Below are 15,995 nucleotides of genomic sequence, written 5' to 3'. Positions count from 1 at the left end.
GGCCATACACTTTAAATATTATTTTGTAGGGCGTCGTTTCATATGCAATATCATTAAATGGCACGCCTTTCACAAAGGCATGTGCCTCCGATGCCACGCTTGCTATACGTGCCGGTGCACTGTCTTTAATACGTTCAAGCAATAAATTGGTAAGCAAAATAGGCTAAATGATTTACTGCAAACGCTTCTTCTACCGCCTCGCCCTGTTGCGCATTGCGGCACAACAGTAACAATTCAGCGCTCTGTGCGGCTAAAGCCTAAAGCCGGCGCAGTTTCTTGACCAATGCCACTGCTGACACCGGTGATCAAACAGGCCTTATGGCGCATCGACAATATTATTCTCCCGTATTGTCGTAAGCTTATCGGCCGAGATAGTTTTGTGGTGTTGCTTTAAATAATTCAGCTTTAATCAACAACCCGAGTGCGGCCGTTACCATCAATTGCCACAAACACAAATTCACCTTCAGTCACTTTAGCGGGCTCGTACTGGTGCTTATTGGTTACCCAAACTTCAACCCGAACCCGAATAGAGCTACGCCCCACATCCACGATATCGGTATAGCAACTTACCGCTGCACCAACATTGACTGGCGTCATAAATGCCATGGAGTCTACTGCCACCGTAGCCACCCGACCGCCCGCGCGACGCGCGGCGGTTTGACTACCGGCAAGATCCATTTGTGACATTAGCCAACCACCAAAAATATCACCGCTGGCATTCGTATCTGCAGGCATGGCGATGGTCAGCAGGGCGAGTTCACCGGCAGGCTTGGGCGTGTCGTCGATGTCACGCATAAAATTGCCTCTCTAAATTAGGGTAAAATTAAATGCCGCATAGTTAACGTGCACTATTGGACATTGTCAATGATGTGTATAGCATTATTAAAGCCGCGGGTATAGCAGACTAAGCCCTTATTGCCCACGGACTAAGGCCGGTAACCAGGTAGCCAAGCTCGGCCACCAAGCCAATAAAAATAACATTAGTAATTGCAACCCAATATACGGTGCCACCCCGCGATAAATATCTGAGGTTGACACCGACAGCGGCGCCACTCCGCGCAGATAAAATAGCGAAAAACCAAAAGGCGGTGTTAAGAATGAGGTTTGCAAATTCAGCGCAATCATAATGCCAAGCCAAATAGGATCAACGCCCATAGCCAGCAGGATCGGGCCCACGATTGGCACAACAACAAAGGTAATTTCGATAAAATCGAGAATAAAGCCCAGTAAAAATATCACCACCATCACGATCAGCGTCGCAGTAACCACGCCACCGGGTAAACCATCGAAAAAATGTTGGATGAGTTCGTCGCCGCCAAAACCGCGAAACACCAATGAAAACACGGCTGCGCCGATTAAAATCATAAACACCATGCAGGTGACTTTTAAGGTTTCCCGCGCCACTTCACCCAGCCGTGCCCAGCTTAACTGACCTTTAACCACAGCCATCAGCGCTGCGCCCAATGCACCCACCCCAGCCGCTTCGGTTGGTGTTGCTGCGCCGACCAATATTGAACCCAAGACGGTCACAATAAGGCCGATCGGTGGCAGCAGCCCCTTTAACAATGCACTTAACGGCGGGGGATTCAAATCTTCAGCGGCGGGCGCCCGCTCTGGCTGACGGATGGCAACAAATCCCATATACAGCAGGTACAAACACACCAGTAATACGCCGGGCACCAAGGCGCCAATAAACAAATCACCAACAGACAAGGTTTTTGGGCTAAACACGCCCATGTTTAATTGCGCCTGTTGATAGGCGCTAGATAAGGTGTCGCCCAACAACACCAAGGCGATGGACGGCGGTATAATTTGCCCTAGGGTGCCGGTAGCGCAAATAGTGCCTGTCGCGAGCTTGGGGTCGTAGCCTCGATTGAGCATAGTCGGCAGTGACATTAAGCCCATAGTGACAACCGTGGCCCCAACAATACCGGTACTGGCGGCGAGTAGCATTCCGACCAGTATCACTGAAAAGCCTAAGCCACCCCGTTTGCGACCAAACAAGGCCGCCATATTGTCGAGCAGCTCTTCCGCCAAGCGGCTTTTTTCTAATAACACCCCCATCAGTACAAAAAGGGGAACCGCAATTAAGGTGACATTGCTAATGGTACCGTACAGGCGATTTGGCAGCGCCGATAAAAATGAGGCGTCGAAATAGCCTAGCACAATGCCGATACCGGCAAAGATCATGGCGGTGCCCGCCAAGCTAAAGGCCACCGGATAGCCCAACATCAGCACGAGGCAAATCGCAACAAACATCAAAATGGGTAGCAGCTCAATCAGCATGGCGAGGGGCCTCCTGATTGATTAGCACCAGTGCATTGCGCAGTAACTCAGCCAAGCCCTGCAAAGCTAAGTTAATCCCCATGAGCGGCAACAAGGATTTTAATAAGTAAACAAAGGGCAACCCCCCCGGTTCTACCGAGGTTTCACGTATTGCCCAGGCATCAGCGGCAAAATCCCAGCTGCTGATTAAAATAAGTCCGCAGAGGGGCAATAAAAACACAATGCAGCCTATGCTATCGATCCACGCTTTGGCGCGCGCGGAATAACGATGGTAAAAAATATCTACCCGAACATGGCCGCCGTGTCTTAAGGTGTAGGCCGCGCCCAGCATGAATACCGTGCCGTGCAAATAGTTCACCGACTCCTGCAAAGCAGTCATGCCCTGGCCAAAACCATAGCGCATCACAACCACGGTGGCGGTGCCTAACATCATTAAGGGAATTAAATACGCCAAAAGGCGTCCAAAGCGCTCGGTAAACGAATCGATTAAAAATACACACTGTTTCACTGATCGGTATCCCTGAGTAAGCGCCTCATTATAGCCATTCTAGTGCCGCTGCCGCGAGTTTAGACCAGGAGAATCTATGCGTTCTGTAATCCTAAGTATTTTATTGGCGACATCTGCTAACTTTGGTTCCGCCGATATTATCGCCCGCTACGCGATGGGGCCAGAAACCGTGGTATTAAGTTACCGCGACAATCAACATATTCGCGTTGACCGCGGCCAAATGGCCTATTCGATTATTAACGGCGATCAAGCGACCGCAATCATTAGCCAAGGCGGTGCACAAATCGTCATGAACGTCGACGATATGGGCGATGTCATAGCCAGTGCGCAACAGGATCAGCGCATCAGTATTCCTGACGCCCACGCCGTGAGTCTCAAAGCCACCAAGGAATTTAGCAATATCGCCGGTTTCAAGGGGCGGCTTTATATTGCTAGCGATGGCGCCAACAGTTACCGCACCGTGCTCACCGACAGCCCTGCCGTTATCGAGGCCAGCGACGCCCTGCGCCAATTCTTTCGGCGCTTTGCCGGTGCCATGAAAAATGATCGCGGCAAAAAACTGCTCGCCCTCGAAAACAGCTTTAAAGACCAAGCTGAGCGCGGCGTACTCTATGTGGAAGGTGGCTTCAAACTGCTCAGTATTAGCCACGAGCAGCGCCCGAGCGGGCACTACACACCGCCACCCATCGGCATTCAGTTCAATATGCCCGCCGCTAGCCGTTGAGACGGTCGCGGGGCGGCCAGTGAGACCGTGATCTAAGCGCGTTAAATCGGTATCATTGCTCCCCCATGCTTATGTGAATTCAAGAGTGTTATGACAGATCAGGCCCCCTTCGCCGACCAAGAGACCTTATTAGAGTTATTTGCCGGTATCCATCCAACAAATAATCAGCCCATTTTCGAAAAGGTGCTCGCCACGCCGCTCGCCAACGTAAGCGAATACCGGCTGCTCAAGTCCCCTCTCTTTGTTCGCGGGCTTGCCGCATTAGATAGCATAAAGATAAACGAGGATGCCCGTGGCCGCTTTACGCTGCTCGAGCACAGCGGCAATCTCTGCGTGCGCGTGTTTTTGCGTCAGCCCAATGAAAACTTGGAGGTTCAACTCACTGCCGAATTAGAAAAACTCGGCGGCAGCTTGGACATTAAAACTGAACGTGCGATGGTCTACAGCATCCATTTTGGCGTCGGCTTTAGCAGTATTGAAGCCTTACTCAATCAATGGGCCAATAGCGATCACGCTAAGTGGGTTTACGGCAATGTCTACGACCCCGAGACCGGCGACCCGCTCAATTGGTGGCAGGCGTTACTGCAGGTTTGAATCAATCGTCACAGGACTCCCCATGTTACTGCTAATTTCCCCAGCCAAAACCTTGGACTTTGAAAACCCGGCGCACACAAAAAAGTTTAGCCAAGCCGACTTCCTCGACCGCTCGCAGGTTTTAATTGAGCAATTACAAGCGCTCAATCCTGAAGACATCTCCGGCTTAATGAAAATTAGCCCCAAGCTGGGGGAGCTCAATCACCAGCGTTTTATGAACTGGCAACTGCCTTTTAGCCCCGACAATGCCAAGGCGGCGGTACTCGCCTTTCGCGGAGATGTTTACACTGGCCTTGATGCCGACAGTTTCAGCGCCAGCGATTTCACCTTTGCCCAGCAACATTTGCGCATACTCTCTGGCCTCTACGGCCTACTGCGCCCACTTGATTTGATCCAGCCCTACCGGCTCGAAATGGGCACCAAATTTGAAAATAAGGCAGGCAAAAACCTCTATCAATTTTGGGATACCACAATTACCGAGGCGGTGAATCACCAACTCGCCGAGATTAAATCACAGGTTTTGGTGAATCTCGCGTCCAACGAATACTTTAGTGCCATCAAACCCAAGGCGCTGGCTGCTGACATTATTACTCCAACGTTCAAAGACTTTAAAAACGGCAAATACAAAATTATTAGCTTTTACGCCAAAAAAGCCCGGGGCTTAATGGCCTGCTATGTAATTAAAAGCCGTATTAAACATGTCGATGACCTTAAGCAATTCAATAGCGATGGTTATTATTTTTGTCCGGAACAATCTACTGCCAGAGAATGGGTTTTTCTTAGAGACAGCCAAGAGTAAGCAGACTTTATTCCATCGCTAAAATCTGCCGCCACTCCTCTGGAGTAACGGGCATAATCGACAAGCGACTGCCTTTTTGGACGAGTGTCATTTCCCCCAGCGCGGGTTCAGCTTTCAGCTCCGCCAGCGAAATCAGGCGCTTAAATTTTCGCTCAAAGCGCACATCTACCATATACCAGCGCGGGTTTTCTGGGCTGGCCTTGGGGTCAAAATAGCGAGACTCTGGGTTTTGTGCACTGCTGTCGGGGTATGCCTCGCGCACCACTTCGGCAATACCTGCAATACCCGGTTGCGGGCAAGAGGAGTGATAAAAAAACACTTTGTCACCCACTTTCATTTGGTCGCGCATCATATTGCGAGCCTGATAGTTTCTGACCCCGTCCCAATGTTCAGTGCCCTTTGGCCGCTTGCGAAGATCATCGAGACTAAACGTATCAGGCTCAGATTTCATCAGCCAGTAAGCCATTGTTGTACTCCTGAAAAAGCCGTTACACTTGGCGACAACCGAGGATAGGCTATCAACCTTCGCCAAGGAATGAATTAAGCATAATTCAAAGGGATTTAACCATGAATCAAGCCAAACCCTTTTCACAGGCTTGTGAAAACAATCAGCCGTTTATTTTAGAGATCCTTGCCCCACTATTTACCGCCGGGCAACGGGTATTGGAAGTTGGCAGCGGCACAGGCCAGCACGCGGTGCATTTTGCCACTAATTTGCCCGAGCTTCATTGGCAGTGCAGTGATCGGCGTGAAAATTTAAAGGGTATTCAAGCCTGGATCGACGACGCCAAGCTCCCCAATTTAGCCCCCCCAGTCGCGCTAGACGCCAGAGACGTAGATTGGCCACAGCCTGCTTTTGATGGTATTTATTCGGCCAATACCCTACATATTATGAGCTGGCACGAAGTGGAATTGTTTTTTAGCCATTTACCCAAAAGCCTCAGAGACGACGGCCTGCTCTGTATTTATGGCCCGTTTAACTATCAGGGAAAATACACCGCCGCCAGCAACGCAAGTTTTGATCAATGGCTAAAACAGCGCAATCCTCAGAGTGGCATCCGGGACTTTGAGGCTATTAATGCCTTGGCCGAGAAAATTGGCTTACACTTGTTCGCAGATCATACTATGCCCGCCAATAATCGCCTGTTAATTTGGCGCTCGCAAGGCAACTAATAGGCGTATTAAAGACATAAAAAAACCCGGCGCAGTGGCCGGGCTTTTTTATGAGCTATTAATCACAAACAATGCACTTAGTAGTCAGTTTCATCAGAAGGATCGTACTCGTACTCGTACTCGTCTTCTACTGATGGCTCAGCTTCTGCAGGGGCTTCTTCCATCATCGGCTCGTCCATCATCGGCTCTTCTTCAACCATTGGCTCGTCCATCATCGGCTCTTCTTCAATCATGGGCTCGTCCATCATCGGCTCTTCGACTGCAGGCTCTGCAACCATTGGCTCGTCATACAGCATTGGCTCTACTGAATCACTAGAACCATCGCCAATAACCTTCAGCTCTACACGACGGTTTTGCGCACGGCCATCTTTAGTGTCGTTGCTGACAATAGGCTGCTCTTCGCCGTAGCCGCGAGCAGTTAAACGATTCGCTTCAACACCCCTACTAACCAAGTAGCTTTTTACAGACTTAGCACGGTTTTGCGACAGGTTCATATTATAGCTGTCACTACCAGTGCTATCAGTGTGGCCTTGTAGCTCAACATCGAAACTAGGTGAACTCACCAGCGTTTCAGCAACACCGTTAAGAATGGTTTCCGCATTCATGGTTAACTGAGCACTGTTTAGCTCAAAGTTTACACCGCGCAGAATAACCGCTTGGTCTTTAGCACAGCCATTAGACATAACCGCTTGACCAGCCGGGGTATCAGGGCATGCATCATCGGCATCAACTACACCATCGTTGTCACTGTCTAAAGGACAACCACTGGCATTAACTTTAGCGCCAGCTGGGGTATTGGGGCACTGGTCGAGATAGTCAGCAACACCGTCGTTATCGCCGTCGAGCGGACAGCCAACGCTGTCTACTTGAACACCGCGCGGGGTGCCTGGGCACTCATCAGTTTCATCAGAAACGCCGTCGCCATCACTGTCTTTTACGCCGTACTGGGCCTCAAAGAAGTTATAGCGCAAGCCGAGTTGCACGCTTTGCGCGCTGTATTCATTCTCTTGCTCAATTGCCGCTGATTTAAAGGTCGCATCTTCTGTAACACTATAGCGATAGCCTGCATCAAGCGCCAAACGCGGGGTCAGGAAGTAAGTGATACCAGCACCCAATTGGCCAATGGTAACGTCGTCATCGGCATCGCCCATGTCGAGGTTAGCCATACCTAAACCAAAACCGATGTAAGGACGCAGACGTTCGCCCGCGGCGAAGTCATACCACACATTACCCATCATCGACGTTACTTCAAGGCTGCTGTCGCCAGCGGTTGACACACCGCCACTTGAAATTTTATCAACGTCGTTCTCGCCCTGACGGTATTCAAATTCAATACGCACTGGGCTAGCAAATTTATAACCAATGCTAAAACCGTAGCTGGTATCTTTGTCATAGCTAGTTTCTATATTTGCAGAACTACTCGCAGAGCCACCCAACAATCCGTTGAGTACATCGCCAAGCAGCGGAATAGCGGCAAAGCCGCCCGCAGTTGTCGTCGTCGCGGTACCATCAGCGTCAAATACTTCGTTATAAAAAGCATTACCGCCAATATAGAAGCCAGTTTCCTGCTCCTCAGCCATTGCCGCGCCGGTTGCTGATGCCAATATCACACCCGCAGCCAGAGCAGATTTCCATTGCTTACTCATAAACATCCCCTGATCATTAAAGTTATACCTCCCATCAAAACTGAGCAGTTTCAACGCGGAGGTCATTTTCACTTGCGCAATACTAGTCCATAGTAGTGCAAATTATCATTAAAAATGCGTGCACAATTAACGAATATGCAAACCCGCATGCTAAACCGGCAAAGCACCGCCGTAAAGCATTGCCATTTAAAGGCGAACCACATTTACTTATTTAGGGCGTATCACCTTTAAAGAAACCCGCCTATTCAGCGCCCGGCCCTCACTAGTGCTGTTATCTGCTACCGGCATATTATCGCCAAATGCTTGAATTTCAATACGCTCGGCGGCCACACCCAGACCAACTAGCGCCTTTCCCACTGCCCGCGCTCGCGCCCGGGACAAACGATAATTAGCGTCAGCATCGCCGCTATCATCACTGTGGCCTTGAACCGCTAATCGATATTGTGGTGAGGCTAACATCACTGCGCTTACCTCGCTTAGACGGACTTTCGCATCGGCATTTAGTTCCGTTCCACCGAGCGCAAAGCGGATACTTTCCAAGCCAACGCTCTGTCGCGCCGCACAGCCATTACGCAATACTCGCTCACCGAGAATACTATTGGGGCATTGATCTGCACTGTTTTTGACGCCATCGTTGTCGCTATCCATACAACCATTACTATCGACTTCATTCTCTGCTGGAGTATTAGGGCAGCGATCAAGTGAATCAATGATCCCATCACCATCGCTGTCGGCGCAGCCATAAATATCAACAACCGCACGCCACAGCGTTTCGGGACAACGATCATCCTCGTCCGCAATCCCGTCGCCATCGCTATCCGTGATCAAGGGCTCTGTCGTAAGCGTAAAGTGATAGCGCAGCCCCACCTGCCAGCGCCCACCCCCTTGCGGAATAGTAAACCTAGTTTCGGCAGTTTTCAGTTGCGCATCTTCGCCAATCGCATACTGATACGACATATCAAGCTGCCACTGCGGCGTCAAAGCTAGGCCAACACCTGCACCGGTAAATAGCGTCCACTGCTGGTGAGACGCCCCCGCAAGCCGGCGCTGTAAACCACCCAGCCCGGCACCCAGATAGGGGTGAAACCCTGGGGTCATCAGCGAAAAGTCACGCCAGAGCGACACGCTCAATGCGTGTTGGGCAAGCTCCACATTTATAGACTCCGCCGCAGAGCCGCCACGGAGGCGGCGGCGCTCAGATAAATACCCGGTTTCTAGCCGCCAGTCATCGGCAAAGCTCAGTCCCGCCGCAATGTGGTAGTTGTCCCCTCTGGTTTGATCTAGCGGGTAATTATTGGGATTGCGCGATGCCGGAAACAACACAGAAGACGAGTCACTAACACCATTGGCATAAGCCTCAGCCGTACCGGACGGCCAAGACCCGCCCAGACCCGCTTTTAAATAATAGTGGCCATTTGCCTCAGTCGCATCGCAGGCAAATGGCAAAATGCTGGCGAAGAGCGCTAGGCCCTGCCAATAACTATGCTTTTGCACGCTCACATCCCGTCACAACTCAATACCTCGCTGCTGAGCACCGAGTGTATCCCCGGCGGCCACTTTCACCAATAGCGCAGAAAACAGTACTTTGCGATACCATACACCTCTTGTATCCACTCTTTACCCCAAGGCAGCCTAGCCCATGATCCCTGAACTCCTGTCCCCCGCCGGCAGCCTCCGCAATATGCGCTACGCCTTTGCTTATGGTGCAGATGCTGTCTACGCCGGACAACCCCGCTACAGCCTGCGCGTCCGCAATAATGAATTTAAAGATCTCGATACCCTGCGCGCCGGTATGGAAGAGGCCCATGGCCAGGGCAAAAAATTCTACCTGGCCTCGAATATTTCCCCACACAACGACAAAATACGCAGTTATTTGCGGGATTTAGAACCGGTAATTGAGATGGGGCCCGACGCCCTGATTATGGCCGACCCCGGCCTCATGATGTTGGTGCGCGAAAAATGGCCCGAGCAAGTTATTCACCTGTCCGTGCAGGCCAATGCAGTGAACTGGGCTGCCGTAAAATTCTGGCATCAAAACGGCATTCAACGAGTCATTCTGTCTCGCGAGCTGGCTCTTGACGAAATTGAAGAAATTCGCCAGCGTGTGCCTGAGATGGAAATTGAAGTCTTTGTGCACGGCGCCCTGTGTATTGCCTATTCCGGCCGCTGCCTGCTGTCTGGCTATATGAACCACCGCGACCCCAATCAAGGCGCCTGCACCAATGCCTGCCGCTGGAAATATCAGGCTCACGAAGCCAAAGAAGATGAAACCGGCGACATTGTTGCGGTAAATAAACCCGCACCAGTACAAACCTATGTGCCAGAACCGCAGCCCGCCATTGTCACTGAGCCTGTCTTACTACAGCAGGCTCAGCGCCCCGGCGAGTTCATGCCTGCCTACGAAGACGAACACGGCACCTATATAATGAACTCCAAAGATTTACGGGCGGTGCAGCACGTCGAGCGCCTTGCCGCGATGGGTGTGCACTCGTTAAAAATTGAAGGCCGCACCAAATCCCATTATTACGTAGCGCGCACCGCCCAAGTCTACCGCCGCGCCATAGATGATGCCGCCCACGGCAAGCCCTTTGACATGCAGTTAATGGATGAGCTCGACACCCTCGCCAATCGGGGTTATACCGAAGGCTTTTACCGTCGCCACCCGCCAAAGGAATACCAGAACTACGAAATGGGGCTCAATAATGCCCAACAGCAGCAGTTTGTTGGTGAAGTCGTCGATGCCCGCGATTCGGTTATCACCGTCGATGTAAAAAACCGCTTTGTAACCGGAGATACCCTGGAGTTAATGCTGCCTGGTGGCAATACTCGCTTCCAACTGAAAACCCTTAGCGACAAGCATGGCAAGGTTATTAATGCCGCGCCCGGTTCCGGTCACCGCGTGCAAATCCCGCTAGATCAGTCCCTGCCCGAAGCGGCACTAAAATACGGGCTCTTGGTCAAAGACATCAACGCTTAATGTGGCAAGCTACACTGTAGAAAACTGACAATAAATAACAGGACACAATATGGAACGGCAAAAATTGCGCAATTTGCGGGGACTAGTCAACATCAGTCTGCTAAGCATGGTGTTTGGCGCTATTCTCAACTTACTAGGCGACCTGCTCGGCAATAACTACGTGCTCGTCATTGGCTTTTTAGTGGTGCTGATAACCTTCTACTGTTACCGCCGCGCCGATAGTGAAGCGGCATCCAGCATGGCCTATTATTTGTGGCGTTATCTTCCAACCTTAATTTTTGTTGCCATGCCGATTTTCATCTATTGGATCAGCAGCGATGCCCAGTGGTCACTTTCAGAGATTGTTCTGCTCACCCAAATCGCCACAAGTTATGTGCTGCCTATACTGTGTTTGCTCTATGTTGAGCGGGTGCTAAAGAACGCCCAGCAATAACGCCACCCCCGCCCCTGAACCGCTTGAAACATTGCATTCAGGGGCCTATTCGTCGCCCCGCCGAAACGGCAGCATGGCGCTGGCCTCGCGCAAATACTGGGCAATATGCTGCTTTTCCTCATTGAGAAAGCGCGCCACCGCCTCAGAAAAATCTGCATCGGCTAAGAAGTGATTTGAGTAAGTCAGTATTGGCGTAAATCCACGCTGAATTTTATGCTCGCCCTGCGCGCCAGGGTCAAAATGGCGTAAACCTTCGCGCAAGCAATATTCAATCCCTTGGTAATAACAGGTTTCAAAGTGCAGAAACTCATACTCTCGCACGCACCCCCAGTAACGACCATAGAGGGTGTGCTGATCGCGGAAGTTCAGTGCCACCGCCACCGGCTCATTGCCGTGACTTGCCACCACCATCACTAAATTTTCAGACATGGTCGCGGCTAGCTGGGCAAAGAAGACCTCTGGTAAATAACCACCGTGACCGCTGCGCTTGGCGTACGTTAATTGGTAACAGTGGAAAAAGAAACGCCACTGCGCGGCGCTGATTTCATCGCCCACTACAACGTGCAAATCTAAACCCTGCTCCGCCACGACCCGCCGCTCTTTGCGCAAGGTCTTGCGCTTGCGAGAGCTAAAGCTGGCTAAAAAGCCATCAAAATCACCGTAATCTCGATCATACCAATGGTACTGAGGACCAACCCGCTGCAGAAAACCCTGCGCTTGCCACGCCGTCGACACTTCAGGCTTGGTAAACAAGATATGGGCCGACGACGCGCCAAGCGCTCTTACATGTGCAGGTAGCACAGTCGCTACGGCCGTCATCACGGCATCGCGATCGGCCTCGTCACTCACACACAAACGCGGACCAGTTGCTGGCGTAAAGGGAATTGCCGCTAATAATTTAGGGTAGTAAGAGCGCCCATGGCGCTGATAGGCATCGGCCCAAGACCAGTCGAAAACGTATTCGCCGTAGCTATGGGTTTTAATGTACATCGGCATCACGCCAATAACGCGATCCTCACGCCGCGCGACCATGTGATGGGGCTGCCAACCTTTTTCAGCCGTCACCGCGCCGCTGGTTTCCAGCGCAGATAGAAACTCATAGCGGGTAAAGGGGTACTCAACGCCCGCTATCGCATTCCAGCTCTCGATGCCGAGATCCGCAATGGCGCTAATAAACTCTAAATCCACCATCAATACGATCTCAAGCGGCCAACATAAAGTGCAGTACAATACCGGCAAAAATAACCGCGCCTACCCAGTTATTGTTTAAAAAGGCCTTAAAACAGTCATCGGGCAGACGGTAGCGAATAAGGCGTTGTTGGTAAATAAACAGACCACTGGCAGCAATAAGACTGGCGTAATATATGAAGCTCATCCCAAAGCGTACGCCAACCATGAGCATAACAATAATCACGCACACCTGGAGCATCGCGGTGATCGTAATATCGTCATCACCAAACAGTATTGCGGTGGATTTAACGCCAATTTTTAGGTCATCGTCGCGGTCTACCATCGCGTAAAAGGTGTCGTAGCACACCGTCCAGATCAGCACCCCAATGTAAATCAACCACAGCGCAGGCGGCAGCGAAGCGGTCTGCGCAGCAAAGGCCATAGGAATACCCCACGCAAAAGCAGCGCCCAAAGCCAACTGGGGTAAATGAGTATAACGCTTCATAAAGGGGTAGGTGGCCGCTAGTAGCACCGCGCCAAAAGACAAGAATAAGGTCAGTTGATTAGTGAACAACACCAGCGCAAAGGCCAACAGACACAAGCTGGCAAACAGAATCAACGCTTCTTTTTCACTGACTAGGCCTTGGGCAAACGGCCGGAGTTTGGTGCGACTGACATGGGCGTCAATTTTTCGGTCTGCGTAATCATTAATAACACAGCCCGCCGAACGCATAAGAAACGTGCCTAAAATAAAAATGAGCAGTAAATGCCAATCTGGCACACCTTCCGCCGCCAACCACAAGGCCCACAATGTTGGCCAAAGCACCAGATAGGTGCCTATGGGTCGAGCCACCCTCATCAAGGCGAGGTAATGGGGATATTGCTTTTTAAGCTCGGTAATTAACTGCTGCATAATTCACTCGCTCGCACTTTGAATTGAGTATACCAGTACTCATTGCCCCACTATTAGCGACTACCAGGGGCAAAACGCTGGTAGAAAAATCTCACTCACCATAATAGGGTGTTGGCTCAGCAAAAACCGTGACCGCCGTCCCCACAGTAATTTCTCTGAATCAGGACTTATACCTAGCGACAGATCTGCCGTGGGCAGTTGGCAAATCTCGTAAGGATCGCGGGACATCATGGGGTCGGTGAACAATAAATGGCCCAATGGCCGATTATCGAGATGGCGCAAGCGCGCCAAACGCCCAACCAGGGAGGTGGCAGGCATAACACTGCGGGCAAACACCCACGGCTCATTTCGGCAACAGAGCAACACTTCGCGAACCAAGCCCCATTCCCGATCGCCCATATTCAATAGGCGGCGCTCAGATAAGCGGGGCAACTGCCAGCGCTGCGACAAAACCTCAACGTGGAAATGCCCCTCCGAAGCTCGACGCAAATGGGCAGTTAAAGAGCCGGTATCCAGCAGCCAGCGAGCTTCTTTCGCCGGTAAATGAGAGACGGCACGTCGCTTACCACTCAACCAGGATGGCTCAGCGGTCTGGATTCGACTTGTTTGAAAAGCGTACAATAGCGGCCTTCCAGAATGATGTATAAGAAAATAGTTGGCTTCGGCCGCAGTATATGCAGCACTAATTAACTGTGTGTGGCGGCAGAATGCGTTATTCATCTGCGACTTGCAAGTTTCAATATCGGCCGAATGAACCATGATATCTAGGGGTTTTTTAATTTAAGCTTCACCAATAGAAGCACTGTATTTAGGGGATGTAAGCGAATGAGTAAATGGGAATGTATTGTTTGCGGTTGGGTCTATGACGAAGCCGTGGGTGACCCGGATTCCGGAATCGCCGCAGGCACGCGCTGGGAGGACATTCCCGACGACTGGCTATGCCCGGACTGCGGCGTGGGTAAAGAAGACTTTGAAATGATTGAAAAGTCGGAAGAAAGCGATATACCCCATCATGAAGAACCCGCCTCTGCCAGCGCTGAAGCCGCCATTGTGGTTATTGGCACCGGTTTAGCTGGTTACGGCCTGGTTCGCGAGATTCGCAAATACGATAAAGACAGCCCCATCATTATGATTAGCGCCGACGACGGCCGTGCCTATTCCAAGCCAATGCTATCAACCGGCTTCACCAAAAATATGGACGCCGACGCCCTCGCCCAGAAAGATGCTGGCGGCATGGGTGAAGACCTTAATGCCAGCGTGTGGACGCTAACCAAAGTCACCGCCATCAACACCGCCAGCCAAACCATTACCATTGGCGACCAAGCCACCCAAGTACATTACAAAAAGCTGGTCTTGGCACTGGGCGCCGATGTTATCCGGCCGCCCATCAAAGGTAATGCCTTGGAATACGTCTACTCGGTTAATGATTTGCTGGACTATGACGACTTCCGCACCGCGGTGGCAAAAAACAACGTGAAGAAAGTCTGCATTATTGGCGGCGGTCTTATCGGCTGCGAATTTACCAACGACCTGCTCAATGGTGGCATTGAAACAGAAACCGTCGACCCACTCGGTTACTGTATTCCTACCCTACTACCCGAAGCCGCAGGAAAAGCCGTGCAAGCAGGCCTCGAAGCCAAGGGCGCAAAATTCCATTTTGGGCCGCTGGTAACTGAGGTAAATAACGCGGGTAATGCACTGGCAGTGAGCCTCAACAATGGCGAAACTATTCACTGTGACTTGGTCTTGTCCGCCGTTGGCGTGCGTCCGCAAATCAAGCTCGCCCAAGACGCTGGCATCACAGTAAACCGAGGTATCGCAACCAACCGCCTACTCGAAACCAGTGCGCCCAATGTCTACGCCATGGGTGACTGCGCAGAAGTCGCTGGCCACGTTCTGGTTTATGTTGCCCCACTCATGGCCCAGGCCCGCGCCTTGGCCAAAACCCTCACCGGCGACGCCACCGAGGTCAGCTACCCCGCCATGCCGGTCACCATTAAAACACCGGCTTGCCCCGTCACGGTTAGCCCTGCGCCTAGAGATGCTAAAGGCAGCTGGGAAATCGAACAAGATGGCGTCAATGTAGTAGCGCGTTTTGTCGGCACGAATGGCGAATTACTTGGCTTCGCTTTAACCGGCGAAGGCACTAAGCAGAAAATGGCCCTGCAAAAGCAGTTGCCGGCGATTATGCCTTAGCGAAATGCCTTGTTGGTATGAATGCCATGGCCTAAAACGCCTTGGCATTTTTGATTGAAGCGGCTGCCACTGAGGCAGCCGTTTTTTTGTTTCCATACTGTGCTTAGTCGATTACCACTCAGCTCACCTAGTGAGTCAATTCTGCGCTATTAGATTCAGGGGGGAAATGACGCCCTTAATCTGATCGCTACGATACCGAATTCACACCGTCAGCGCTAAACTCACTATTCAGTATATAAAATATTGCTGGGAGTAATTGAGCTAGGAACTAATCCAACTCCGCAACAGCACTTTCGTTGCTATTGGCAACTGATACTATTTCATCGTTAACCTGCCCATATTGGTCATATAAGGCCAATACTCGCGATTGCACACTTTTATAATCTACTCAATGTCTTCTAACTTATCTTTGACCCAATCCCGCTCATCAATACACTCTTCAATTTGCTCACTAAGATCATCTGTAGCCCGTTGTTCTTGAAAATTGCATTTTTCTAAACATCGCCTATCCGGTTCATTGCGTTAAGTGCCACAAATAGGCTCCCGCACCCGCCGTTGACATCGATTTCCACAATC

The 15,995-nt window shown here is 51.1% G+C and carries 16 protein-coding genes; 7 read left to right on the top strand and 9 right to left on the bottom strand.

Annotated elements, in window-relative coordinates:
* Positions 1–405: 405 nt before the first annotated feature.
* From ABYP33_RS02545 to ABYP33_RS02535, 3 genes are all read right to left on the bottom strand, one after another.
* Complete coding sequence (locus tag ABYP33_RS02545) at positions 406–795, bottom strand: acyl-CoA thioesterase (protein WP_008252927.1); 390 nt, start codon at positions 793–795, stop codon at positions 406–408.
* A gap of 117 nt (positions 796–912) precedes the next feature.
* Positions 913–2,286 carry a TRAP transporter large permease subunit gene (locus ABYP33_RS02540; RefSeq protein ID WP_373088018.1) on the bottom strand — a complete coding sequence of 458 codons (1,374 nt, stop codon included), beginning with the start codon at positions 2,284–2,286 and terminating at the stop codon, positions 913–915.
* Positions 2,276–2,794, bottom strand: coding sequence for a TRAP transporter small permease subunit (locus ABYP33_RS02535; RefSeq protein WP_373088016.1), 519 nt, complete (start codon positions 2,792–2,794; stop codon positions 2,276–2,278). The genes ABYP33_RS02540 and ABYP33_RS02535 overlap by 11 nt, the downstream gene beginning before the upstream one ends.
* Before the next feature lie 76 nt (positions 2,795–2,870).
* On the opposite strand from ABYP33_RS02535, the gene ABYP33_RS02530 reads away from it, so the two are divergent.
* The 3 genes from ABYP33_RS02530 (at position 2,871) to yaaA (ending at position 4,911) form a co-directional block, all read left to right on the top strand.
* Positions 2,871–3,518: a hypothetical protein gene (locus ABYP33_RS02530; protein ID WP_373088014.1), complete on the top strand. Its 648-nt coding sequence runs from the start codon at positions 2,871–2,873 to the stop codon at positions 3,516–3,518.
* A 90-nt stretch (positions 3,519–3,608) separates the two neighbouring features.
* The gene (locus ABYP33_RS02525; RefSeq protein WP_373088012.1) at positions 3,609–4,112 is read left to right on the top strand and encodes a DUF4265 domain-containing protein; all 504 of its coding nucleotides are present in this window, start codon (positions 3,609–3,611) and stop codon (positions 4,110–4,112) included.
* A gap of 22 nt (positions 4,113–4,134) precedes the next feature.
* Entirely contained in the window at positions 4,135–4,911 is a 777-nt protein-coding gene (gene yaaA, locus ABYP33_RS02520) for a peroxide stress protein YaaA (RefSeq protein ID WP_373088010.1), read from the top strand.
* A gap of 7 nt (positions 4,912–4,918) precedes the next feature.
* Here yaaA and ABYP33_RS02515 read toward each other — a convergent pair whose 3' ends face one another.
* The gene (locus tag ABYP33_RS02515; RefSeq protein ID WP_373088008.1) at positions 4,919–5,377 is read right to left on the bottom strand and encodes an EVE domain-containing protein; all 459 of its coding nucleotides are present in this window, start codon (positions 5,375–5,377) and stop codon (positions 4,919–4,921) included.
* Between the two features lie 101 nt (positions 5,378–5,478).
* Between ABYP33_RS02515 and ABYP33_RS02510 the strand changes: the two genes are divergently transcribed.
* On the top strand, positions 5,479–6,084 hold the full coding sequence (locus ABYP33_RS02510) for a DUF938 domain-containing protein (protein WP_373088005.1): 606 nt from the start codon (positions 5,479–5,481) through the stop codon (positions 6,082–6,084).
* A 77-nt stretch (positions 6,085–6,161) separates the two neighbouring features.
* Here ABYP33_RS02510 and ABYP33_RS02505 read toward each other — a convergent pair whose 3' ends face one another.
* Both ABYP33_RS02505 and ABYP33_RS02500 read right to left on the bottom strand, forming a co-directional pair.
* Positions 6,162–7,730: an OmpA family protein gene (locus ABYP33_RS02505; protein WP_373088003.1), complete on the bottom strand. Its 1,569-nt coding sequence runs from the start codon at positions 7,728–7,730 to the stop codon at positions 6,162–6,164.
* 207 nt (positions 7,731–7,937) lie between these two features.
* The gene (locus ABYP33_RS02500) at positions 7,938–9,224 is read right to left on the bottom strand and encodes an OmpA family protein (RefSeq protein WP_373088001.1); all 1,287 of its coding nucleotides are present in this window, start codon (positions 9,222–9,224) and stop codon (positions 7,938–7,940) included.
* A 145-nt stretch (positions 9,225–9,369) separates the two neighbouring features.
* Between ABYP33_RS02500 and yegQ the strand changes: the two genes are divergently transcribed.
* Positions 9,370–10,707 carry a tRNA 5-hydroxyuridine modification protein YegQ gene (gene yegQ / locus ABYP33_RS02495; protein ID WP_373087999.1) on the top strand — a complete coding sequence of 446 codons (1,338 nt, stop codon included), beginning with the start codon at positions 9,370–9,372 and terminating at the stop codon, positions 10,705–10,707.
* Positions 10,708–10,756: 49 nt separating this feature from the next.
* A complete protein-coding gene (locus ABYP33_RS02490; RefSeq protein WP_008252939.1) occupies positions 10,757–11,140 on the top strand; it encodes a hypothetical protein in 384 nt (127 codons plus the stop codon).
* Positions 11,141–11,185: 45 nt separating this feature from the next.
* On the opposite strand, the gene ABYP33_RS02485 is transcribed toward ABYP33_RS02490, so the two are convergent.
* Genes ABYP33_RS02485 through ABYP33_RS02475 form a run of 3 tightly spaced genes read right to left on the bottom strand, consistent with a single transcriptional unit; the run spans position 11,186 to position 13,796 of the window.
* Entirely contained in the window at positions 11,186–12,331 is a 1,146-nt protein-coding gene (locus ABYP33_RS02485) for a GNAT family N-acetyltransferase (RefSeq protein WP_373088063.1), read from the bottom strand.
* 10 nt (positions 12,332–12,341) lie between these two features.
* The gene (gene ubiA / locus ABYP33_RS02480; protein ID WP_373087997.1) at positions 12,342–13,223 is read right to left on the bottom strand and encodes a 4-hydroxybenzoate octaprenyltransferase; all 882 of its coding nucleotides are present in this window, start codon (positions 13,221–13,223) and stop codon (positions 12,342–12,344) included.
* Positions 13,224–13,283: 60 nt separating this feature from the next.
* A complete protein-coding gene (locus ABYP33_RS02475; protein WP_373087994.1) occupies positions 13,284–13,796 on the bottom strand; it encodes a chorismate lyase in 513 nt (170 codons plus the stop codon).
* A gap of 252 nt (positions 13,797–14,048) precedes the next feature.
* Between ABYP33_RS02475 and ABYP33_RS02470 the strand changes: the two genes are divergently transcribed.
* Entirely contained in the window at positions 14,049–15,419 is a 1,371-nt protein-coding gene (locus tag ABYP33_RS02470; RefSeq protein WP_373087991.1) for an FAD-dependent oxidoreductase, read from the top strand.
* The last annotated feature ends 576 nt before the right edge of the window (positions 15,420–15,995 follow it).

The organism is Zhongshania sp., from assembly GCF_041584495.1.
Taxonomy (GTDB): Bacteria; Pseudomonadota; Gammaproteobacteria; order Pseudomonadales; family Spongiibacteraceae; genus Spongiibacter.
Note: the sequence above shows the minus strand (reverse complement) of the source record. Positions and strands in the feature narration are given on the sequence as shown.